Genomic DNA, 21,486 nt, shown 5'->3' with positions numbered 1-21,486 from the left:
TGCGGCGGGGGGCCACCCCCGCCGCACGCCGGACCGAGGAGAGACCCATGCACCGCACGCCCCACGCCGCCCGCGCGCCGCGCACCACCCCCGCGCCGCGGGGCACGCGCACGCGCCGCACCGACCACACCCGCCGCACCGACCGCACGCACCGCACCGCCGGCGCCCGCGCCGTGCACGTCCGCGCCGGGCGCCTCCTCGCCGCGGGTGTGCTCGCGGCGCTCGCCGCGGCCGGCGCCGCCGCACCCGCGGCCGCGCTGGGACCCGCGCCCGTCCCGGCGACGACGGACGCCGGGACGCCCGCCGTCACGTGGTCCGTGCGCCCCGGGACGCCCGACGGCCCGGACGGGCGGCTGTCGCTGCGGCACGTCCTCGACCCGGGGGCGTCGGTCGACGACGCGGTCGTGCTCGACAACCTGGGCGAGCGCGCCGCGACGTTCGCGGTGTACGCGGGCGACGGCACGCTGTCCGAGGGCGGCGACTTCGACCTGCCGCCCGGCGGCTCGACACCCGCGGACGGCGGCGCGTGGGTCACGCTCGGCGACGTCCCCGGGGCCGAGCGCCAGGCGGACGGCGCGCTGCGCGTCACGCTCGACCCCGGTGCGCGCGCGACCGTGCCGGTGACGGTCACGGTGCCCGCGGACGCGACGCCGGGCGACCACCCGGCGGGCGTCGTGGCCGAGCTCGTCACGGGTGAGGGCGTGCGGCTCGCGGCGCGCACGGGCGTGCGCCTGCACCTGCGCGTGACGGGCGAGGTCACGGCCGCGCTCGCGCCGCAGGACGTCGAGGCGCGCTGGGTGCCGTCGTGGAACCCGTTCGCGCCCGGCACGGTGCACGTGCGCTACCGCGTCGCGAACACCGGCGACGTGCGCCTCGCGGCCCGCACGGTCGCGGAGCTCGCGGGGCCGGCCGGGGTCGGCGCCGCCGAGCACCGCGCCGAGCTGCGCGAGGTGCTGCCCGGGCAGTCCGCGTGGGTCGAGGGCGACCTGCGGGTGTGGCCCGTGGTCCGCGCGGCCGGGCACGTCGACACGCGCCCGTGGGTCGTGGGCGACGACGTCGTGGACGCGGCGCTGCGCACGGGCTCGGCGTCGGTCGTGGTGTGGGCCGTTCCGTGGTCGCAGCTCGCGCTGCTGGTCGTGGTGGTCGGCGGGGTCGTGCTGGTGAGGTGGCGGCGCCGGCGCACGGCCGCGCTCGTGCAGTCGCGGGTCGACGCCGCGCTGGCGGCGGCGGGGGTGCCGGCGGCAGCGCAGCCGGCCGGCCCGGAGCGGTCGGCGACGACGCCGGCGGGGGCCGACGACGCGGAGGCGACGCCGGCGGTGCCGGCGGCCCGCACCGACACCGCCTGACGCCGACCCGTCGTCGCGACGCTCGCGCCGCCCGTCGCGGGCCTCAGACCTCGCCGGCCTCCTGCGCGGCCCGCAGCGCGCGCAGCGCCTCGAGCGCGAGCGCGTGGTCGTCGGCCTGCGGCAGCCCCGAGATCGCGAGCGTGCCGACGGCACCGGCACCGTCCACGACGACGGGGACGCAGCCGCCCGCGGTCGCGTAGCGCGCGGGGTCGAGGCCGTAGTCGGCGAGCGTCTGGCCCTTGGCGGCCAGCCGCCGCCCGACGACGTACGACGCGGTGCCGAACCGGCGGACCGTGCGCACCTTGCGCTCGACCCACCCGTCGTTGTCGGCGCACGTGCCCGGCCGGGACGCGTGCACGAGCTGGTGCTCGCCGCGGCGCACGTCGACCACGACCGGCAGGTCGCGCTCGGCGGCGACGCGCCAGACCCACGTGCCGAGCCACCACGCGTCGTCGTGCCCGAACCGCACGAGCGTCACGTCCCGCAGCTCGGCCTCGAGCCGCTCGACCAGCGCCGTCGCGTCGTCCTGCGTGTCAGCCATGTGCCGTCCCTCTCGTCCGCCGGCCGTGCGCCGGCACCCGACCGTACGCCCGGCCGCGGTGCCGCGGCCGGGCGTACGGCGCCTGCTCCGTGCCCTGCTCCGGTGGTCAGATCTGGATGTCGCCGCAGAGGTGGACCTCGATGCCCATGCCGTGGAGCATGGCGGCCTTGGCGGTCAGGGCCTTGTCGGCGGTGGTCGCGTCGGGGGCGTAGGCCACGTTGAGGTGGTTGGCCTTGTGGCGGGCCATGAACTGGTCGCGGGTCACGCCGTGCAGCACGGCGTGCAGGATCGGCCACTCGGGGTTCGTGGCCTGCTTGCGGCGCTGGGTCTCGGCGGCGGGCAGGTCGACCGCGGTGGCCCGGCCCAGATCAGCGTGCAGACGACCGTCGGCGATGTAGACCCGGGACCAGACCACTTCCCCGGCCTTGCACACGCCGTTGAGGGTCGAGCCGCCGGCGGGGAAGAACACCGGGTCCTGCCGCCACCCCTCGGCCCCGGCGTACCCGCCGTCCAGGTGGGAGGCGGGCACGGACCCCGAGATCTCCCACACCCACACGAACCGGCCGTCGTGCTCCTCGCCCCAGCGCACGTCGTGCAACGTGGTCGCCGGGTCCAGACCCATCGCCGACCACACCCGGTTGGTCACCAGCGCGTCGACCGCGACACCCTCGTCGGCCTCGTTGAAGTGCGGCAACGCCCGCCCGTCCCACAGCACCCGCGACCCGTCACGCGAACGCACCGGCGGACGCGCCACGTTGTTCAACAACCCCTCGGCCAGGTCCGAGGCCGGGCACACGTCCTTCAACCCCTGCTGATACTGGATCCCCACCGCGTCCAGACCGAAGTCCTCAGCGATCCACAACGCCGCCACGTACATCTTGTACTGCCACTGCAGCTGCTCACGCGTCAGCTCCGTCGCCTCATCGGTGCCCAGACGGAACGTCATCCCCGCGTCCAGCAACCACTGGTGGACACCGTTCGCGACCTCGTCGGGGACCTGCTGCATCTGCGCCCACAACGCCGACTGCGACAACCGCTCCTTGTAGATCCCCGTCGGGTTCAGCAGCTCGTCGTCGAAGATCGCGTTGTACATCCCCATGCAACCCTCGTCGAACACCCCGACGATCGCCTTCTCGCGCAGGAGCTGCGCCGCCAACGCCTCCCCCAGGGCCTGCTCGGGCCCCTCCGGCAGCACCGGCAACGGGCGCACGTGCGACGCGTCGTGCACGATCCGCCACTCGGTCAACCACGCCGCGACCCCCGCACGGAACCACGCGTCCGTGCCGTCGACCGTCCAGATCGTCGAGTACTCCCGACCCATCTTCGTCATGCCCGCGTTCAACCCCAGCAGACCCACCAGACCCGGCCAGTCCCCCGCGAAGTTCGCCACCGTCAACACCGGACCCCGATGCGACCGCAACCCCGCCAGCACATGGTGCGAGTACTGCCACACCGCCTCAGCCACCACCAGAGGCGCATCCGGCGGAACGCTCGCGAACACCTCCAGACCCATCCGCTGCGAGCTGATGAACCCATGACCCGTCACCGGATCCACCCCGTTCGCCCGCACCAGATCCCACCCCTGCTCCGCGAACGCGTCAGTCACCACCCGCTCCAACGCCACCTGCGTCGCCCACCCCGCGATGTTCGCCGACTCCCGCAGATCACCCGACGCCACCAGGAACGCCGTCCGCGGCGGAGCAACCGGCTCAGGGGCGAGCGTGGGCACGGCGTAGGTGGACATGGCGGTCTCTCCTCGGTGGTCGGGGCCCGCCGCGCGACGGTGCGCGGGGCGGGGTGCGCGGGGGCGGGGTGCGTGGCGGCGCGGTGCTGGTCCGCGGGGTGCGGGTCGGCGGTGCGCTCGGCTGCGGACGTCGGGGGCACGGCCGCCCCTCGCCGCTGCGTGGGCACGGCCGGGCCTGTCATGCCGCGTCCTGCTCGACGAACGCCGCGATGCGGCCCCGCAGCGCGTCGAGCGCCGCCCGGTCGTCGTCGTCGAGCGGGCGGAAGGGCCGCCGGCAGTTGCCCGTGGCGTCGCCGCGCGCGCACGCCAGGTACTTGGCGGACTGGAACACGCCGTGCGCGACGAGCGTCTCGACGACCTCGTTGATCTGCGACTGCGTGCGCCGCGCGCCCGCCAGGTCGCCCGCGGCGAACCGGTCGCGCACGCGCGCGAACAGCTCGGGCTGGATGTTGACGGTCGTGCCGATCGTCGCGCGCGCACCCACCGTCAGGGCCGACAGGTACTGCTCGTCGAACCCGTTGACGAAGACCTTGTCGGGGAACGCCTGCACGAGCCGTTCGAGCGAGTACAGGTTGTGGTCGGTGTGCTTCATGCCGACCACGCGCGGGTGCGCCAGCAGCGTCGACGCGTTGGACTTGTCGAACGCGACGCGCGTGAACTGCGGGATGTTGTAGAGCAGCACCGGTACGTCCACCGCCTCGACGACCTCGAGGTAGTACCGCTCGATCTCGTCGGGCGTGAACGCGTAGTAGTACGGCGGGATCATCGAGATCGCCGAGACGCCGGACTCCTGCGCGGCCCGCGCGAGCGCGACCGTCTGCGCGGTGCTCGCGGTGCCGACGTGCGCGACGACCGGCACGCGCCCGGCCACCTGCCGGGTCACGCGCTCGACGACCTGCTGCCGCTCGTCGAGCGAGAGCAGCAGCGCCTCGCCCGACGAGCCGCAGCAGTAGAACCCCTCGACGCCGCGCGCGAGCTGCTCCTCGACGACCTCGCCCAGCACGTCGAGGTCGACCGCGTCGTCCGCGCGCGTGGGGGTGACGAGCGCCGAGAAGATGCGCTCGAGGTCGCTCACCACGCCGTCCACCCGCCGTCGACCACGAGGTTCGCGCCCGTCATGTAGCGCGAGCCGTCGCTGAGCAGGTAGACGACGGGCGCCAGGAAGTCGTCCGTCGTGGCCATGCGGCCGATCGGGATGCGGCTCGTGTAGTTGGCCTGGAACGTCGCGTCCTGCGTGTCCCGCTCGATCCCCGACGGCGTGAGCGTGTTGACGCGGATGCCGTGCCGGCCCCAGTACGTCGCGCAGTACCGCGTGAGGTTGTAGATCCCGGACTTCGACGCCGAGTACGCGACGGGCTTCACGAACGGGACGCCCGTGCGCTCCTCCTGGTACGCGTAGATGTCCTGGACCGGCGAGAGCATGCCGTAGATCGAGCCGACCGCGACGATCGAGCCGGGCTTGCCGGCCTCGCGGATGCGCCGCCCCACGGCCTGCGTGATGAGGAACGTGCCCGTGAGGTTGACGTCCACGACCTGCCGGAACACCTCGACCGGGAACTGCTCGAACGGGCCCGAGACCTCGGGCGGCGCGCTGGGCTGCGTGTCGATGCCCGCGGTGTTGACCAGGCCGTCGGGCGCGCCCCACGGCTCCAGCACGGCGTCGAGACCCGCCTCGATGCTGCCCTGGTCGGCGATGTCGAGCGCCGCGAACCGCAGGTGCGGGTGGTCCACGAGGTCCGCGAGCGCGTGCCCCGGGCCGGGTGCGGCCTCGCGCGAGACCGCCGCGACGCGCGCGCCGCGCGCCAGCAGCTCACGCGTGAGGGCCGAGCCGAGCTGACCCAGCGCGCCGGTGACGACGATCGTGCGGCCCTCGAGGCCGAAGAGGTGGTCGGTCACGGTCACACCTCCACCCGGTGCGCCGCGAGGTGCTCGGTGTCGAGCTCGAGGCCGTGGCCGGGCACGTCGCGCGGCACGAAGAACCCGCGCTGCGGCGGCTGCGGGAGGATCGCGCCGAGCTCGGTGAGCGTGCCGCCGTCGGTCATCTCGCCGCACAGCGCGTTGGGCACCGAGCACAGGACGTGCGCGGACAGCTCGACGACGAAGTGCGGGGCCATGGGCGCGCAGTACGCGCGGGCGAGCGCCGCGATGTCGAGGTACGGCGTGATGCCGCCGACGCGCCCCAGGTCGGCCTGCACGAAGTCGCACGCGTCGTTCGCGAGGTACTGGTTGAACTGCTGCAGCGTGTACACGTTCTCGCCCAGCCCGATCGGCGTGGTCGAGCGCGCCCGCAGCCGCTGGTGCGCGACGACGTCGTCGACGCGCAGCGGCTCCTCGACCCAGTACAGGCCCAGGTGCTCGAACCGCGACATGGCCTGCACGGCCTGCCCGAGGGTCCAGCCCTGGTTCGCGTCGACCATGAGCGGGTACATGCCGACGGCCTCGCGGATCTTGGTGAGCCGCTCGACGTCCTCCTCGAGGTCGGGCTTGCCGACCTTGACCTTGGCGGCGAAGTAGCCGTCGGCCTTCCAGCCCTTGACCTGCTCGACGACCTCCTCGGCCGACAGGTTGAGGTTGATGCCCGACCCGTACAGCGGCACGCGGTCGCGCACGCGGCCCAGGAGGTCCGCGAGCGGCACGTTGCGCTCCTTGGCGAGCGCGTCCCACACGGCGATGTCGACGGCCGCGAGCGCGAGCGTCGTCGTGCCGCCGGGGCCGTTGTCGCGCAGGTACTGCCACGAGCGGTGCCACAGCGGGACGGCCGCGACCTCCTGGCCGAGGAGGGTCGGCGTCAGCTCCTCGAGCATCGCCATCATGGCGCGCCCACCGACGCCGGACGTGTGGGACAGGCCCACGCCCACGACGCCCGTGTCGGTCGTCAGGTGCGCGGTGATGATCTCGATGTGGGTGACGACGTGGATCTGGTCGCCCCACGTGCCCTTCGGCAGGGGCAGGCGGGACAGCTGGTACTCGATGCTCTCGATCTTCACGACGGGGTCCTTCCGGGGGTGGTGCGTGCGGGTGCCGGCGGGGTGGGTCTGCGCTGCGCGATCACCCCTTGACGGCGCCCGCGGCGAGGCCCGCGACGAGGCGCTTCTGGACGACGAGGAACCCGGCGACGACCGGGAGGACGGCGAGCACGCCGCCCGCGGTGAGCAGGTCCCAGCGGATCTGGTACTCGCCGATGAACAGGTGCAGGCCGATCGGCAGCGTGCGCGTCGACGTCGACTGCATGAAGGTCAGCGCGTACAGGAACTCGTTCCACGACAGGATGAAGATGTACGTGCCGGCGGCGACCATGCCGGGGGCGAGCAGCGGGACGATGATCATGCGGACCACCTGCCACGAGCTCGCGCCGTCGATGCGGCCGGACTCCTCGAGCTCGCGCGGGATCGAGTCGAGGAACCCCTTGAGCAGCCACGTCGCGAACGGCGTCGCGAACGCCGCGTGCACGAGCGCGAGGCCCAGCACGTTGTCGAGCAGGTTGAACACCCGCAGCTGGCCCTGCAGCGAGATGACGAGCAGCACCGCGGGCAGCAGCTGCGCCACGAGCACCGCGACCATGAACACCTGACGCCCCACGAACTCGAAGCGGGACAGCGCGATCGCGGCGCCGCTCGCGCACACCAGCGCCAGCGGCACGGCGACCGCCGCGACCACGAGGCTGTTGCGCAGGTACGTGAGGAACGGCGTCGAGCCCAGCAGCTCGGAGTACGCCGCGGTGCTGATCTCGGACGGCCACAGCGACGCACCCGCGGACGCGAGCTGCGACGACGGCGTCAGCGACGTGAGGAACATGACCACGTAGGGCCCGAGGATCGTCACGATCCAGACGGTCAGCAGCACGTACAGGCCGGTGCGGCGCGCGGCCGCCAGGCCGGTGAGCCGCGCGGAGACGGCGCTCATCGGCCGGCCCCCTTCCTCGAGGTGAGGCGGATGTAGACCACGACCAGCACCGACAGCACGGCCGCCTGCAGCACCGCGTACGCGGCACCGGTGCCGAAGTCCATGGCCTTGTAGGCCGTGACGTACGACTGCAGCGACAGCGTCGTCGAGGCCAGGCCCGGCCCGCCGCCGGTCATGATGAGGACCAGGTCCACGTAGTTCGCGGTCCAGATGAGCCGCAGCAGGGTCGTGATGAGGATCGTCGGCAGGATCGCCGGCAGCACGACGTGCCGGAACACGCCCACCGGCCCGCAGCCGTCCATGCCCGCGGCCTCGCGCAGCTCGGGCGCGACGCCCTGCAGCGCGGCCAGGATCATCACCGCGAACAGCGGCACTCCCTGCCACACGTCGACCGCGACGAGCGTCGGCAGCGCGGTCGACGACTCCGAGAGGAACGCGATCGGCCGGTCGATCACCCCCAGCCCGCGCAGCGCCGCGTTGAGCACGCCGTGGTTGGGGTCGAGGATCCAGATCCACATGAGCGCGACCAGCACGCTGGGCGTCGCCCACGGGATCATCGCGAGCCCGCGGTACACGCCCCGCAGCGGGAACTTCGCGTTCAGCAGGTGCGCGCCGACCAGGCCCAGCACGAGCTGCAGCAGCACCGCGCCCAGCGTCCAGACGAGCGTGTTGCGGGCCAGCAGCCCGAAGTCGGGCGCGGTGACGACGTCCACGAAGTTCTGCAGGCCGACGAACCCCTGCACGCCGACGAACGGGTTGACGTCGTTGAACGCGAACCACACGGACCGCACGAGCGGGTACCCGGCGAACGTGCCGACCAGCACGAGCGCGGGCGCGAGGTAGACATAGGCCTCCAGCCCGCGCCGCGGACGACGCCGCGGCGCGGGGGTGGTGGCCGAGCGGCCGGTGCCGGTGGTGCCGGTGGGACCGGCCGCTCGGGTGGTGACGGTGGTCATGGTCAGTCCTGCTCGAGCGTCGTGACGAGCTTCGCGAGCATCTCCTCGCTGGACTGCTGACCCTGCAGCGCGATCTGCACCTGCGTCTGGAACTCCTTGGCGGCGAGCTGCGCGACGCCCGGCAGGGCCGGCCAGCTCTTGGCCGTGCGCGCGGCCTCGACCGCGAGCTGCAGGTCGGGGTCGGTCGAGAACGGCTCGGACGCCGCGACGGACTCCAGCACGGGCAGCTGCCCCTGGATCGACGTCGAGACCGTGCGCATCGGCTCCTCGGTCGCGAGCCACGAGATCCACTCGAACGCCGCGTCCTTGTCCTGGCAGGACTGCAGCACGACGTTGCCGCTCATCGACGTGAGCGTCGAGGGCCCGGCGCCGTCGCCGACGGGGATCGGGACGACGCCGAGCGCGTCGCCCAGGGCCTCGCGCATCGCGTTGAGCGAGCCGGGGTGGTGGATCATCATCGCGGTCGTGCCGGCCGCGAAGTTGGTCTGCACGGGCGCGAACGCCGCGGTCACCGAGCCCGGGGGCGCGGCGTCCAGCTCGGTGACGACCGACAGGTACCGCTCGTTCGCGGCCACGGCCTCCGGGCTGTCGAGCACGACGTCGCCCGCGGAGTCGACGACGTCGGCGCCGCCCGCGAACATCCAGGCCATCCACTGGTCCTGGCCGCCCGCGCCGCCGCGCACGTCGAACGCGTACTTGCCGGCCGCCGCGTCGGTGAGCGCCGCGGCGGCGTCGAGGAACTCCTGCTGGGTCGTCGGCGGCTCGATCCCCGCCTCCGCGAAGCGGTCCTTGTTGTAGTACAGCCACAGCGTCACGTACTGGTGCGGCAGCATGTAGACCGCGTCGCTGCCCGGGAGGCGGCCCGTGTCCCACAGCGAGTCGATGACGTCGTCCTTGCCGGACCACGCGTCGACCTGGTCGGTGAGGTCCGCGAGGATCCCCTGCGGCGCGAACTGCCCGAGCCACCAGTCCTTGCTGCGCGCCGCGCAGGCCGCGGTGCCCGAGGACGCGGCCGTGAGCAGCCGGTCCTGGTACTGCTCGAGCGGGATCGTCGTGAGGTTGACCTGCACGTCGTCGTGCGTCGCGTTGAAGTCCTTGGCGAGGTCGTCCCAGGTGGTGTCGGTGGCGTCGTCCTGCCAGAGCCAGTACTCGACGGTGGTGGGCCCCTCGGCGGCGTCGTCGCCGCCCCCGCACGCCGCGAGCGCGGTGACCGCGGCCATCGACAGCGCGACGGCGGCGACCTTGCTGCGTGCCTTCATTGCTCCTCCTTGAGCCGTGCATGACCTACGAGTGGTGGTGTCGGGTGCTCCGGGCGTGCCGGGGCGCGACGGTGCGCCCGGGCGTCCCGGACAGGTGGTGCGGGTCGGTGGTGCCCGACCCGTCAGGTGAGGGCGGGGACGGTCGCCGCTCGGTCGTCGAGCCGGCGCCGGACCCCCCAGAAGTGCGCGTCGAGCTCGTGGGTCGCGAGCCGCACGTCACGTGCGACCACGGCCTCGAGGATCCGCGCGTGCATCGCCGCGACGGACAGCAGGTCCTCCTGCTGCCGCGCGCCCCCCTCGAGGCGCCCGTGCAGGCGCCAGAACGCGGCCGAGACGCCCTCGAAGACGCGGTTCTCGACCGACGAGAACAGCGCACGGTGGAACGCCTCGTCCTCCCGGTGCACGGGCTGCCCGCGCCGCGCACCGGTCGTCATCGCCGCGACGGTCGCCCGCAGGTCGTCCTGCTGGGCGAGCGTCATGCGGGCCGTCACCTCGGCGACGTGGCTGATCTCGAACGCGTGCCGGATCTCGAACAGCTCCTCGACCGACCGGTCCGACACGCCCAGCACCGCGGCGAGGTACAGGCCGAACCGGTCCGGGTGGAACCCGAGCCACACGCGCCGCGCCCCCTGCCGCGACCGCACCGCGCCGAACGCCTCGAGGACGCGCAGCGCCTCGCGGACCTGCGGACGCCCCGCGTGCATGGCCGCCGCCATCTCCGACTCCGTGGGGAGCACCTCGCCGACCCGCAGGCCGAGCTCCACGATCCGCTCGACCAGCCGGACGTCGACCTCGTCCTGCCCCGCCAACATGTCGGACAAGCTGCTCACCTCTTCGTCGAGGACTCGCGCCGCACCCGGAGTGCGACGAGCGCCACGCTAGGCAGGCAGCAGCGGGCAGGACAACACGAAGTGGTCACTTGTCCGACAAGGTGCTGCGAGGTGGGGTGCTGACCCTCACGCGTACGGCGGCTGGATGACCGCGGCGTCGGCGTGCGCACCGGCCGCGCGCGCCGCATCGACCGTGAGCTCGACGTCCGCGAGCGGCCCCTCGACCAGCAGCGGGTCACCCGTCGCGGTGTCACCCGACCAGCGCACCGACGCCTCGGGCGGCGGCCGGAACGCGACGCCCGGCGGCAGCCGGACCACCGCGGCGGCGCGCACGCGCTCGTCGTCCGCGAGGCGCAGCAGCACCGAGCGCACCTGCGGCAGGCGCTCGACCGTGCGCGCGAGCAGGCGCGCTCGCCGCTCGCCCGCGCGGAACGTCACGACGACCAGTCCCGCGTCGTCGTGCACGTCGCCCGTCGCCATCGAGTCGACGTTGACGCCGCGGGTCGCGAACACGCCCGCGAGCGCGGCGATGCTGCCGGTGCGGTGGTCGGCGCGCACGTAGCCGACCCAGCGCGTGTCGTCGTGGGTCACCGGTCCGCTCCGTCCGTCGTCGGCGGGCTCGTCGTCGCAGGTCTCGGCGGGCTCGTCGTCGGCGGGCTCGTCGTCGCCGGGGTGCGGCCCGTCCACGGCGCAGCGCCCGCCGCGATCGCCGCGGCCGCCTGCGCGAGGCGCGCGTCCTCGTCGGGCGGCAGCGGGTCCAGCAGCACGCGCGTCCAGCCCTCGGGCCCGACGACGACGGGCACGCCCAGCACCCCGTCGACCGGTGAGCCGCCCACCGACGCCTCGCCCGCGAGCGCGACCTGACCGGCCACCACGATCTCGCGGCCGTCGAGGATCGTCTCGACCAGGTCGATCGTCGCCGACGCCGTGCCCGTGGCCGTCTTGGCGCCCGACTGGTGCGTCATCCACGGCCGCGCGACCACCCGCAGGTCGGGCGGCCAGGTGTCGATGAGCGCGAACGCCGCCGCGATGTCGCGCGACGCGAGCGCCATGAGCTGCGCCTTCGCGTCGGCGATCTCCGCGGGGAACGTCGCGAGCGTGCGGCCGCCGCGCAGGCGCGCCACGGCCCGCTCGCGCTCGTCGACGTCGAGGCCGCTGATCCGCACGGTCGACCACAGCGGCACCGCGTCCTCGCCGTGCTGCCCGCCGACGAACCCGCCCACGCGGTGCCGACGCACCCCCAGGGACACCGCGAGCTCGCGGCGGAACCGCAGCGTGTCGAGCCACGCGCCCATGCCGATCACGCGGTGCCGCCCCAGCCGCTCGGCGAGGATCGCGACGCCCAGCTCGACGGGGTTCGACACCACGACGACGACCTCGCTGCCCGACCCGTGCGCGGCCAGCGCGTCGGCGTACGCGCGGAACACGGCGGCGTTGTCGGCCGCGAGCTCCGCGCGCGACGCGGGCACGCCCCCGCTCGTCGGCGGGGGCGTGCGCCCGGCCGCCACGACGACCACGTCCGCGACCACGTCGTCCGGGTCGAGCGCGACGTCCAGCAGCGGCGCGTGCTCGTCGTACGCGTCGACGAGGTCCGTGCGCAGGCCGTGCACCGCGCGCCCCGACGCCCCGCCGGGCCGCCCGACGAGCTGCAGCCGCGACGTCGCCGGCAGCACCTGCCGCTCCACGAGCTGCGTGCAGATCTGCCGGCCCACGTCGCCCGTCGCCCCGAGCACCGCCACGTCCATGCCGGTCACGCTACGGGTGCCGGATGACGCGCACGTTGCGCGGGGCCGCGCCGGGGCGTCCGGGTCGGGCCCGGGACGTCAGGCGGACGGGAACAGCGACGCGATGACCACCGAGCAGGCGATGCCGACCAGCGGCAGCAGCAGCCCGAAGCGCCACCACACGTTGACGTCCGTCGCACCGTTCGGGTCGAGCGCGCGGCCCTCCTCGTCGGAGATCGCGCGCTGCGCCCAGCCGTCGGGCGTGGCCGTCGCGAGCGTGTACCCCTTCGGCCACGAGATGCGGAACAGCCAGAAGAGGTGGAAGTACGCCCACGCGCGCACCAGCACGCGCCCCGGGTCGAGCTCGGCCGTCTTGCCGCGTCGTCCCCAGCCGAAGAAGATCATGTGCCGTCCCGTGCTCGTGGTGTCGGTGCCGCGGTGCCGTGCCCCGCAGCCGTGCCGCAGGGAAGACTAAGCGGTCATAACCGACGGGCTCGCGCTGTGACCACGACTCCACCCGTCCGGCGGAACGCCCCTCAGCGACCCGCGGGCACCCCGAGACCGCGCCCGGCGAGGCGTGCCGCCAGCGCCGCCGCGTCGAACGGGGCGCGCACCTTCACGTCGTTGTCGAAGTAGACGTGCACGTCACGCGGCCGGTCGGGTGCCGGGGGCGTGAGGCGCGGGCCGTCCGGCGGGGGCGCGCCCGTGGCCCACGCCGCGACCTTCGCGGCCCACGCGTCGAGCTGTGCGTCGTCGTACCCCGACACGTACAGCTCGCCGTGCCCGTGCAGGCGCACGTAGACGACGTCGCTCGTCACGTCCTCCAGGTGCGGCCAGCGTCCCGCGGTGTCGGCGACGACCAGGCCGACGTCGTGCGCGCGCAGCAGCTGCGGGAACGCGGGCGTGACGAACGAGTCGTGCCGCACCTCCAGCACGTGCCGCAGCGGCCGGTCCGCGTCCGTCGTCGTCAGCGCGCGCCCCTCGGGGACCTTGTCGTCGTGCCGCTCCGCCAGTCGCGCCGCCGCCGCGGTGCTGCGCGGCAGCAGGTCGAAGAACCGGGCCAGCCGGTCGGCGTCGAAGCCGAGGTTCGGCGGCAGCTGCCACAGCAGCGGCCCGAGCCGGTCGCCCAGCGCCAGCACGCCCGACGCGAAGAAGTTCGCGAGCGGCGTCTCGACGCCCGCGAGCTTCTTCATGTGCGTGACGAAGCGCGGGCCCTTCACCGAGAACACGAACCCCTCGGGGGTGTCGCCCCGCCACGCGCGGTACGAGTCCGGCCGCTGCAACGAGTAGAACGAGCCGTTGATCTCGATCGACCCCAGGTGCGCGGCCGCGTACGCGAGCTCGCTGCGCTGCGGCAGGCCCGGCGGGTAGAACACGCCCCGCCACGGCGGGTACCGCCACCCCGAGATGCCGATGCGCACCGCGCCTGCCATGCGGCGACTGTAGGAGCGAGCCGGCACGGGCGCCGCCCGGGGCGCGGTCCCGCCTCACGACGGGTCCCGGCGGGTCTCGCCCCGGCCGCCCGGTCCGGTCAGCGACCGGTCGGCGACAGCCCCGGCACTGTCATGCCCAGCCACTCCTGCGTGCGCTCGGCGAGCCAGCGCGCGTACGGGCCGAGGTCGACGTCCGTGCCCGCCCACTCCTCGAGCGTCGCGAGAGCCGCGTGCGAGTCCGCGCCGGGGTCGTCCCGCTCGCTGGGGTCGTCGGCGACCGACCCGTCGAGGTGCACCTTGACTCCCTCGGTGTGCTCGATCCACAGCGCGGTCCGCAGCACGTCGTCCGCGTCCGGCGGCACGTCGTGCGGACGCGTGACGAAGAGGCACGCGCACCAGCGCTCGGGCAGGTCGTCGTTCTCCGCGAGGAGCTGCAGGTTGGCCTGCGTGACGGTGAGCGGCGCCGGTAGCGCGACGGGGTCGTCCGCCTCCTCCGCGACCACCTCGGCGACGGCGAGCACGACCTCGGCGAGTGCGATGGCGCCCGGGTCCTCGAGCCCGAGGCCGGGCAGCGCCACGAGCTCGGTCATGATCGGGCTGGTCCGTAGCTGCTGCGACCCTCGACCCAGGACGAGGACGAAGTCGCCACCGGGCTCGACCTCGATCCCGAGCGTGCGCCCGGTGCGCTGCCGCAGCTCGCCGAGCACGGCACCGCGCTCGTCACCGGCACGCAGCTGCACGGTTCCCTCGAAGCCCGCGGCGTGCAGCACCGTGAGCGCCGGCTGCGCGTCGTCGAGCACGCGGCGCAGCTCACGCGTCCAGACCAGCGCCGAGGTGAACTGCCCCTCGATCACGTCGACGGTCAGGGCGGTGCCCGCACCGAGCGCCTCGGGCGGCGGGGTGCGGTCGCGTCGGAACAGCCTCACGTCTCTCCTGTCACCGGGGTCGCCGTGACCCTAGCGGTGGAGGTGCGTCGGCGGGGTCGGACGTCGGGTCAGAAGTCGAAGAGGTCCTCGAGCCACGACTCGCGCTTCTTGCGCTTGCGGCCGTCGTACCCGCGGCGGTCGTCGTAGCCGCCCCGCTGGTCGTACCCGCCGCGGGGGTCGTAGCCCCCGCGAGGATCGGGAGCGGGGCGCTCGTCGTACCCGCGTCGGTCGTCGTACGCGCGCGGCTCGGGGGTCCCGTACGCGGGTGCGGGCGCCGCGGCGCCCGGGACGGCGCGCGGGTCGACGCCCGGTGCGGCCGGCGCGGCGCGGTCGAGGATCTTGTCGAGCTCGCCGCGGTCCAGCCAGATGCCGCGGCACACCGGGCAGTAGTCGATCTCGACACCCTGGCGGTCGGTCATGACGAGCGTCGCCTGGTCGACGGGGCACAGCATGGCGGGACTCCTCTCGGCAGCGTGGGCACAACCTACGTCGCCGGGCTGTGGGCCGCCCGGTGCCCCGGTCACGGCAGCCGCACCCCGACCAGCTCCTCGGTCTCCTCGCGCACGCGCCGCCCGAGCGCGGGCTCGCGGTAGCGCGGGTCGCCGGCACCCAGCACGGGCAGGCCGGTGACCCGGCCCGCGGGCCCCCAGTACTGCCCGCTCTCGACGTGCGGGTCGGCGGCGGCGCGCACGGCCGACCACGCGCCCGCGTCCTTGCCCGCGCCGACGAGGCCCCACAGCGGCTCGACGCCGCGGTCGGCGCGGCGCGGGTCGAGGACCCCGGGCCGCAGGGGGCTGCGCGAGCCGATCGCGACGCCGGGGTGGCTGAGCAGCGCGAGGGTCGACGAGCCGGTGGCGCGCAGGTGCCGGTCGAGCTCGGCGAAGAACGCCTCGTGCACGGCCTTGGACAGCACGTACCGGCGGCCGACGGTCAGCGGCCGTGCCGACGGCAGCGGGCGGGACGCCGCCGCGAGGTCGCCGATCGCGGGGTGGAAGCGCCGCACGAGGCCGCTGGTCGTGCCGACCACGCGGGCGCCGGGCGTGCGGGCCAGCACGGGCAGCGCGTGCGCGACGAGCGCCGCGTTGCCGAGGTGCCCCGTGCCCATGACCGGGTCGAAGCCGTCGGCAGTGACCGCGCCGGCCGTGCGCAGCACCATGACGGCCGCGTTGAGCACGAGCGCGTCGACGCGGTCGAGGTCGCCGAGCGCGTCGGCCGCGCGGCGCACCGAGTCGAGCGACGCGAGGTCGAGCGGCAGCACGCTGGTGACGGCGGCGGGGTGCTGCGTGGTGATCGCGGCCTGCGCGGCGGCGGCGCGGTCCGCGTCGCGCGCGGCGAGGACGACGTGCGCACCGGCGCCCGCGAGCTGCTCGGCGATGAAGTAGCCGATGCCCGCGCTGCCGCCCGTGACGACCACGGTGCGGCCGGTCTGGTCGGGCAGGTGGTGCGGGTCCCACGCGGTGGCGGCTGCGGTCGACGCGCGACGGGGGAAGGGCCCGCGGGACGGGGCGGCAGCGGTGGCGCGGGGCGTGGTGGACGCGGGCATGGCGACTCCGATCAGAAGCGGAACCACTCTCCGGTTCCGACTTGGCGGACTCTAAGCGGATCCGGATTCCGTTTCAAGGTAGGGTCGTCGCATGGCCGCCCTCCGCTCCGACGCCGCGCGCAACCGCACCGCCCTGCTCGACGCCGCCCGGACCGCGCGCGACGAGCGCGGCTACCCCCCGGCGCTGGCCGACGTCGCCGCGCGCGCGGGCGTCGGGGTCGGCACGGCGTACCGGCACTTCCCGTCCCACCGGGCGCTCGTCGAGGCGCTCGCGCTCGAGACGCTCGACCCGCTCGTGACGGCCGTGCGCGACGCCGCCGACGACCCCGCGGCCGACGCGTTCGGCGACCTCGTCGTGGGCGCGATGCGCCTGCTCGCCGACGACCCCGCCCTCGCCGAGGTCGTGAGCGACTCCGGCGACGCCGGCCCCGAGCTGCGCGCCGTGCTCGACGAGCTGCTCACCGCGTTCGGCGCGCTGCTCGCCCGCGCACAGGCCGCCGGGGACGTCCGCCCCGACCTCACGCCCGTCGACGTGCAGCACCTCGTGTGCGGCATGCAGGTCGCGGTCCGCCTGGCCCGCACCGCCGACGACGGCGCGGCCGCGCGCTACGCGTCCGTGCTGCTCCACGGCCTGCGCCCCTGAGCGTGCCGGGCGCGCGGGACCAGCCGCGCGCCGCGCCCGGTGGTGTGCCGGTGCGTCAGGCCGCCCGGCGCAGCATCGACCAGACCGACGGCCCGTCCGGCACGTCGACCTGCGCGACGACGTCGAACCCGTGCCGCCGGTACAGCGTCACGTTGCGCGGGTCGGACGTGTCGAGCACGACCGGCACGTCGCCGACGCGCTCGAGCCCCTCGCTCACGAGGCGTGACCCGAGACCCGCGCCGCGGGCGGCGGGCAGCACGCCCAGGGTCGCGAGGGTCCACGCCCCGGCGGGCGGCTCGGGGCTCGGCGCGGCGCCCAGGCGCTCGATGCGGTCGCCGTGCAGCTCGGCCACGCGGTGCCACACCTCGTCGGCGGGCGGCGGGACGTCGACGGGCACGAACGCGACCACGCCCTGCACGTCGTCGTCGACCAGCACGACGCCGTGCTCGACGGCGTGCGCGAGGTACAGGCCCTGCACCTCGGCGAGCCGCGCCGCGTGGTCGTCGGCCGGCAGCACCCAGTCGGTCCACGCGTAGCCCGTGAACGCGTCGGCCAGCACCTGCGCGGCGGCGGGGACGTCGGCCGCGGTCGCGGCGCGCACGGCGCTCACAGCGTGCCCTGCCACGCGACGACCCGGTCGGCCGCCTCGGCGACCACCGCCGGCGAGGAGGCGAAGGACAGCCGGACCCAGTCACGGCCGCCCACGGGGTCGAAGTCGGTGCCGGGGGTCAGCGCCACCCCGGCCTCGTCGAGCAGTCGGGCGCAGTACGTCACGGCGTCGAGGCTAGTCGACGCCACGTTGCCGTACAGGTAGAAGGCCCCGTCGGCGGGTGCGACGGGGTCCCAGCCGAGGTCGGGCAGGCGGTCGAGCAGGAGCCGGCGGGACTCGGCGTAGCGCTCGACGTTGGCGCGCGCGGCGGCCATGCCCGCGTCGCTGAACGCCGCGACGCCCGCGTGCTGCGCGAGCGCCGGCGGGCACAGCGCGACGTTGCCCGCGAGCGCGTCGACGGGCGCCACGAGGTCGTCGGGCAGCACGAGCCAGCCCAGGCGCCAGCCCGTCATCGCCCAGTACTTGGAGAACGAGTTGACGACGACCGCGCCGGTGCCCAGGTACCGGGCGGCGGTCGCGGTGGCGGGCGTCTCGCCCGACGCGTCCGGGTAGGTGATGCCGTGGTAGATCTCGTCGCTGACCAGGCGCACGCCGTGCTCGCCGCACCACGTGGCGAGGGCCGCGAGCTCGTCCGGGGCGATCATCGTGCCCGTCGGGTTGGCGGGCGACGCGACGACGAGCCCGTCGACCGGCCGGTCGAGCGCCTCGAGCTGCGCGACCGTCGGCTGGTACCGCTGCTCGGGACCGCACGGCAGGTCGACGACCTCGCAGCCCAGCGCCGTGAGGATGTTCGCGTACGCCGGGTAGCCGGGCCGCGCGAGGGCCACGCGGTCGCCGACGTCGAACGCCGCGAGGAACGCGAGCATGAACCCGCCCGACGAGCCCGTCGTCACCGCGACCCGCGCCGGGTCGACGTCGACGCCGTGCGTGCCCCGGTAGTGCGTCGCGATCGCCGCGCGCAGCCCCGGCGCGCCCAGCGACTCGGTGTACCCCAGGTCCCCGGCCGTCAGCAGGTCGATCGCCCGCTGCCGCACGACGTCCGACGCCCCCGTCGACGGCTCGCCCGCGCACAGGTTGAGCACGTGCTCGCCCGCGGCGCGGCGCGCGTTCGCGGCGGCGAGGATCTCCATGACGGCGAACGGCGGCACGTGCGCGCGGGCGGCGACCTTCATGCGGCCCAGTCTGCCGTGCACGGGGACGTCGACGCGGACTCAGGTCAGCGTGCCCGCGCTGCGCAGCAGTGCCTCCATCGCCCGCTGCGCACGTGTGACGTCGCCCTCGCGGACGGAGCCCGAGGCGTAGGCCGCCTGCGTCTTGAGCGAGAGCAGCGTGTGGAGGTGTCGGGCCATCGTCGGGTCGGCGGACTTCAGCAGCTCGATCGCCTCATGGTGGCTCTCGCTGCGCGAGTAGTGCCCGAGCCGTGCGCAGCAGATCGCGTCAGCAGCGGCGATGCCGGCGTGGACCGCCAGGGTCACGTACGCGTCCGCGACGTCACGTGGGTCGTCGGCCAGGCTCAGCTGGTCGGCGGCTGCGTCGCCGAACTGCCGTGCCTCGGCGAGTCGACCGGCGCGCACGCCCGGGGTAGCGGGCTGAAGTCTCATGACTGCGCCGCCGCGCGTCGGAGGGCACGACGCAGCCAGTGCTCGTCGCCCGCGAGCCGGATCCCGTCACGCTGCGCGTTCTGCAGCACGGGCCGCAGGCTCTCGTCGCGGACCTGGTCCTGGTCCAGGAGGAGCACCCGCGCATCGTTCCCGGTCCATGCGTGGACCCGGTCCTCCAGATCCCGGACGAACGCCTCGACCTCGTCCGCGGCGGCGGTCGGGAGGATGACGAGCAGGTCGACGTCGGACGTCTCCGTGGTCTGTGACCTGGCCCACGACCCGAAGACCGATGCGTAGAGCGGCTGGACCGGCCACGTGTCGAGCTGCCGCGACATCCTGACGACGAGCTCGACCGGCTGGTCCGCGAGCAGCCGGAGTCCGGGCACCGCGAGGTGGTCGGGGTTGATCCGGTACGTGATCGCGTGGCCGACGTGCACGGCGTTCACGACCCCCTGGCGCGAGAGCCGCTCGAGCGTGCGGCGCACGCCGTCGACGGATCGCTCCGGGATCAGACGTTGCAGCTGCCCCGCGGTGAAAGCGGCGCCCTCTGCGCGCAGCAGCCGGTGCAGCACGTCGGCGTCGAGCGTGGGCGCGACGACAGCGAGCGGGCGGGCGACGTCCATCCGTCGATGATAGTCGGCGACTGTCGAATCTTCTCGACATTCGTCGAACATTCTCGACGCGCCGCCGTCGTCGCTCCCCTCAGCCCCCTCCTCCGCCCGACGCCGAGCGCAGGATCACCGACGAGGTCCACGCCGCGCCTGTGCGGAGCGCGTCGGATCACGACGCGACCTCGACCAGCGGGCGCCGCGCGACCGTGAGGGTGTGCGTGTCGGGCCAGTCGACGGGCTCGCCCGTCGCCGGGTCGCGCAGCGCCGCGCCGACGCGCAGGCGGTGCTCGACGAGCCAGTCGTTGCGCCACGGGCCGCTGCCGGGCTCGAGCTCGAACCCGACGCCCGTCAGGAGGTCCGCCCAGTCGTCGCCCGTGAGGTCGCAGAACCGCTCGTGGCACTCCGAGAGCCACGAGTCCGTGTAGTCGCGCGTGTACAGGTACTCCAACGCGGTGCGCAGCGACGTGCGCGCGACGCTGCGGCCGTCCTCGCGCTCGACCCACTCGTAGGCGACGTCGGCGCCGGACAGCCGCGGGAAGTCGTGCGCGAACTGCGTGAACCGCGCCGCGGGGTCGAGGCCCGCGACGTGCGCCGCGGCCTCGGCGCGCGGCAGGGCGTCGAGGTCGCGCGCGGGCACGTCGCCGTCGCCGTCGAGCACGAGGTCGACGACGCGGTCGGGGTCGGCCGGGCCGAGCACGTCGGAGTTGATCCACACGCCGCCCGGGCGCGTGTGCGCGAAGATCCGGCGCGCCAGCAGCTCGAGGTCAGCGCGGCCCGCGCCGTAGCTGGCGATCTCGTGCGTCAGCGCGATCGTCGTCGTCGTGTCGACCGAACGGTCCGGGAACACCGGGCCCAGCAGCAGGTTGCGCTGCGCGAAGAACACGTTGGGGTTGGCGAACACGCCCTGCGCGCGCCGGTGCTCGGCCTCCGCGACCAGGTGCCGCGACACGTCCACGCCGTACAGGTCGGACTCGGCCAGGCGCGGGTCGCGCGCGGCGCGCTCCAGCAGACCGCCGGCCGCGCAGCCGAGGTCGACGACGCGGCCCGGGCGCACGTGCGGCGCGACCTGCGCCCACTTGCGGTCCGACGCGTCGTCGAACGCCGCGGTGTACGTCGCGTAGTCGCGCGTCGCGGTGAGGTCGCCGTCGTCCTGGACGGTCGGGTCGGTGTGCACCAGGCGCACGTGCTCGTCCAGGCGGTACCGCTCGTAGAACGCGACGGCCTCGGGGTGCGCGAGCGTCCGCCACGCGTCGTCGCCCGCGACCATGCGCTCCAGCACGACCCACGGCCGGTCCGGGTCGCCGGGCGCACCCGCCTCGACCGTCGCGATCCGGAAGCCCTCGGCCGCGTACATCGCGGCGACCTCGGGCGTCGAGCACGCGACCACCGTGTCGGCGGGCGTCAGCGGCGCGCCCAGCACCAGCTCGGACGTCGCGAGGACGGTGTGCGCGAACCGCGGGCTCGGCGGCACGTCCGCCACGGGCACGACGAGCGACGGCAGCCCCGCGCGCGTCGTCACCGCCTCGACCATCGCCTCGCGCCGGTGCGCCGGGACCGGGTTGCGGCGCGTGCCGCTGTGCGTCGCGGACGTCAGCGCCCACACCACGCGCGCGTCGGGTGCGCACTCGACCGGCTCGCCCGCGGAGTCGCGCACGCTCCCCGCGAGCAGGTCGGTCAGGTACGCCACCTGGAACGCCGTGACCAGGTGGTGACGGCCGGGGAACAGGACGTGACGGATCGCAGGCACGGACGGCAACGCTGCCACACGCGCGCCGACGTCACCTCACGGGCGGCACCGGCGCTGGCGCCTCGCGAC

General features: G+C 74.7%; 23 protein-coding genes. 2 read left to right on the top strand and 21 right to left on the bottom strand.

What is annotated here, in order from left to right; translation table 11 throughout:
• Positions 1 to 47 precede the first annotated feature (47 nt).
• Positions 48 to 1,346, top strand: coding sequence for a hypothetical protein (locus GY42_RS13620; RefSeq protein WP_052748397.1), 1,299 nt, complete (start codon positions 48 to 50; stop codon positions 1,344 to 1,346).
• 43 nt (positions 1,347 to 1,389) lie between these two features.
• Here the strand turns inward: GY42_RS13620 and GY42_RS13615 are convergent, their stop codons facing one another.
• The 16 genes from GY42_RS13615 to GY42_RS13540 form a co-directional block, all read right to left on the bottom strand.
• Positions 1,390 to 1,887, bottom strand: a complete 498-nt coding sequence (locus GY42_RS13615; RefSeq protein WP_046529737.1) for a heme-degrading domain-containing protein — start codon at positions 1,885 to 1,887, stop codon at positions 1,390 to 1,392.
• A gap of 106 nt (positions 1,888 to 1,993) precedes the next feature.
• Positions 1,994 to 3,631, bottom strand: a complete 1,638-nt coding sequence (locus GY42_RS13610) for a fucose isomerase (protein WP_046529736.1) — start codon at positions 3,629 to 3,631, stop codon at positions 1,994 to 1,996.
• Positions 3,632 to 3,809: 178 nt separating this feature from the next.
• Positions 3,810 to 4,706, bottom strand: coding sequence for a dihydrodipicolinate synthase family protein (locus GY42_RS13605; protein WP_201775280.1), 897 nt, complete (start codon positions 4,704 to 4,706; stop codon positions 3,810 to 3,812).
• Positions 4,703 to 5,527, bottom strand: a complete 825-nt coding sequence (locus tag GY42_RS13600) for an SDR family oxidoreductase (protein WP_046529735.1) — start codon at positions 5,525 to 5,527, stop codon at positions 4,703 to 4,705. Before GY42_RS13600 ends, GY42_RS13605 begins: the two co-directional genes overlap by 4 nt.
• 2 nt (positions 5,528 to 5,529) lie before the next feature.
• Complete coding sequence (locus tag GY42_RS13595) at positions 5,530 to 6,618, bottom strand: mandelate racemase/muconate lactonizing enzyme family protein (RefSeq protein ID WP_046529734.1); 1,089 nt, start codon at positions 6,616 to 6,618, stop codon at positions 5,530 to 5,532.
• Positions 6,619 to 6,679: 61 nt separating this feature from the next.
• Positions 6,680 to 7,534, bottom strand: coding sequence for a carbohydrate ABC transporter permease (locus tag GY42_RS13590; protein ID WP_046529733.1), 855 nt, complete (start codon positions 7,532 to 7,534; stop codon positions 6,680 to 6,682).
• A complete protein-coding gene (locus tag GY42_RS13585) occupies positions 7,531 to 8,490 on the bottom strand; it encodes a carbohydrate ABC transporter permease (RefSeq protein WP_052748396.1) in 960 nt (319 codons plus the stop codon). Before GY42_RS13585 ends, GY42_RS13590 begins: the two co-directional genes overlap by 4 nt.
• 2 nt (positions 8,491 to 8,492) lie before the next feature.
• The gene (locus GY42_RS18330) at positions 8,493 to 9,749 is read right to left on the bottom strand and encodes an ABC transporter substrate-binding protein (RefSeq protein WP_052748395.1); all 1,257 of its coding nucleotides are present in this window, start codon (positions 9,747 to 9,749) and stop codon (positions 8,493 to 8,495) included.
• 122 nt (positions 9,750 to 9,871) lie between these two features.
• Positions 9,872 to 10,561 (bottom strand): FadR/GntR family transcriptional regulator, encoded by a 690-nt coding sequence (locus GY42_RS13575; protein ID WP_046529732.1) that lies wholly within the window; start codon positions 10,559 to 10,561, stop codon positions 9,872 to 9,874.
• 144 nt (positions 10,562 to 10,705) lie between these two features.
• Complete coding sequence (locus GY42_RS13570; protein ID WP_160309423.1) at positions 10,706 to 11,170, bottom strand: ACT domain-containing protein; 465 nt, start codon at positions 11,168 to 11,170, stop codon at positions 10,706 to 10,708.
• On the bottom strand, positions 11,167 to 12,324 hold the full coding sequence (locus GY42_RS13565; RefSeq protein WP_082131558.1) for a lactate/malate family dehydrogenase: 1,158 nt from the start codon (positions 12,322 to 12,324) through the stop codon (positions 11,167 to 11,169). Before GY42_RS13565 ends, GY42_RS13570 begins: the two co-directional genes overlap by 4 nt.
• Before the next feature lie 78 nt (positions 12,325 to 12,402).
• On the bottom strand, positions 12,403 to 12,708 hold the full coding sequence (locus tag GY42_RS13560; RefSeq protein ID WP_046529730.1) for a hypothetical protein: 306 nt from the start codon (positions 12,706 to 12,708) through the stop codon (positions 12,403 to 12,405).
• Between the two features lie 131 nt (positions 12,709 to 12,839).
• Positions 12,840 to 13,736, bottom strand: coding sequence for a DUF72 domain-containing protein (locus GY42_RS13555; RefSeq protein ID WP_046529729.1), 897 nt, complete (start codon positions 13,734 to 13,736; stop codon positions 12,840 to 12,842).
• Positions 13,737 to 13,834: 98 nt separating this feature from the next.
• A complete protein-coding gene (locus GY42_RS13550; protein WP_046529728.1) occupies positions 13,835 to 14,662 on the bottom strand; it encodes a hypothetical protein in 828 nt (275 codons plus the stop codon).
• Between the two features lie 68 nt (positions 14,663 to 14,730).
• Positions 14,731 to 15,114, bottom strand: coding sequence for a TFIIB-type zinc ribbon-containing protein (locus GY42_RS13545; RefSeq protein WP_046529727.1), 384 nt, complete (start codon positions 15,112 to 15,114; stop codon positions 14,731 to 14,733).
• Between the two features lie 68 nt (positions 15,115 to 15,182).
• Entirely contained in the window at positions 15,183 to 16,205 is a 1,023-nt protein-coding gene (locus GY42_RS13540) for an SDR family NAD(P)-dependent oxidoreductase (protein ID WP_082131557.1), read from the bottom strand.
• Positions 16,206 to 16,296: 91 nt separating this feature from the next.
• On the opposite strand from GY42_RS13540, the gene GY42_RS13535 reads away from it, so the two are divergent.
• Complete coding sequence (locus GY42_RS13535) at positions 16,297 to 16,848, top strand: TetR/AcrR family transcriptional regulator (RefSeq protein WP_046529726.1); 552 nt, start codon at positions 16,297 to 16,299, stop codon at positions 16,846 to 16,848.
• A gap of 55 nt (positions 16,849 to 16,903) precedes the next feature.
• Here GY42_RS13535 and GY42_RS13530 read toward each other — a convergent pair whose 3' ends face one another.
• The 5 genes from GY42_RS13530 to GY42_RS13510 form a co-directional block, all read right to left on the bottom strand.
• Positions 16,904 to 17,473 carry a GNAT family N-acetyltransferase gene (locus tag GY42_RS13530; RefSeq protein WP_082131556.1) on the bottom strand — a complete coding sequence of 190 codons (570 nt, stop codon included), beginning with the start codon at positions 17,471 to 17,473 and terminating at the stop codon, positions 16,904 to 16,906.
• Positions 17,455 to 18,630: an aminotransferase class I/II-fold pyridoxal phosphate-dependent enzyme gene (locus GY42_RS13525; protein WP_046529724.1), complete on the bottom strand. Its 1,176-nt coding sequence runs from the start codon at positions 18,628 to 18,630 to the stop codon at positions 17,455 to 17,457. Before GY42_RS13525 ends, GY42_RS13530 begins: the two co-directional genes overlap by 19 nt.
• Before the next feature lie 39 nt (positions 18,631 to 18,669).
• The gene (locus GY42_RS13520) at positions 18,670 to 19,032 is read right to left on the bottom strand and encodes a hypothetical protein (RefSeq protein WP_152667331.1); all 363 of its coding nucleotides are present in this window, start codon (positions 19,030 to 19,032) and stop codon (positions 18,670 to 18,672) included.
• 23 nt (positions 19,033 to 19,055) lie between these two features.
• Positions 19,056 to 19,682, bottom strand: coding sequence for a nucleotidyltransferase domain-containing protein (locus GY42_RS13515; protein ID WP_046529722.1), 627 nt, complete (start codon positions 19,680 to 19,682; stop codon positions 19,056 to 19,058).
• Between the two features lie 157 nt (positions 19,683 to 19,839).
• A complete protein-coding gene (locus GY42_RS13510) occupies positions 19,840 to 21,417 on the bottom strand; it encodes a class I SAM-dependent methyltransferase (RefSeq protein WP_236686793.1) in 1,578 nt (525 codons plus the stop codon).
• Between the last annotated feature and the right edge of the window lie 69 nt (positions 21,418 to 21,486).

Source organism: Cellulomonas sp. FA1, from assembly GCF_000986825.1.
Classification (GTDB): Bacteria; Actinomycetota; Actinomycetes; order Actinomycetales; family Cellulomonadaceae; genus Cellulomonas; species Cellulomonas iranensis.
The sequence above is the reverse complement of the archived record's forward strand: the minus strand, read 5'-3'. Positions and strand labels throughout refer to the sequence as shown.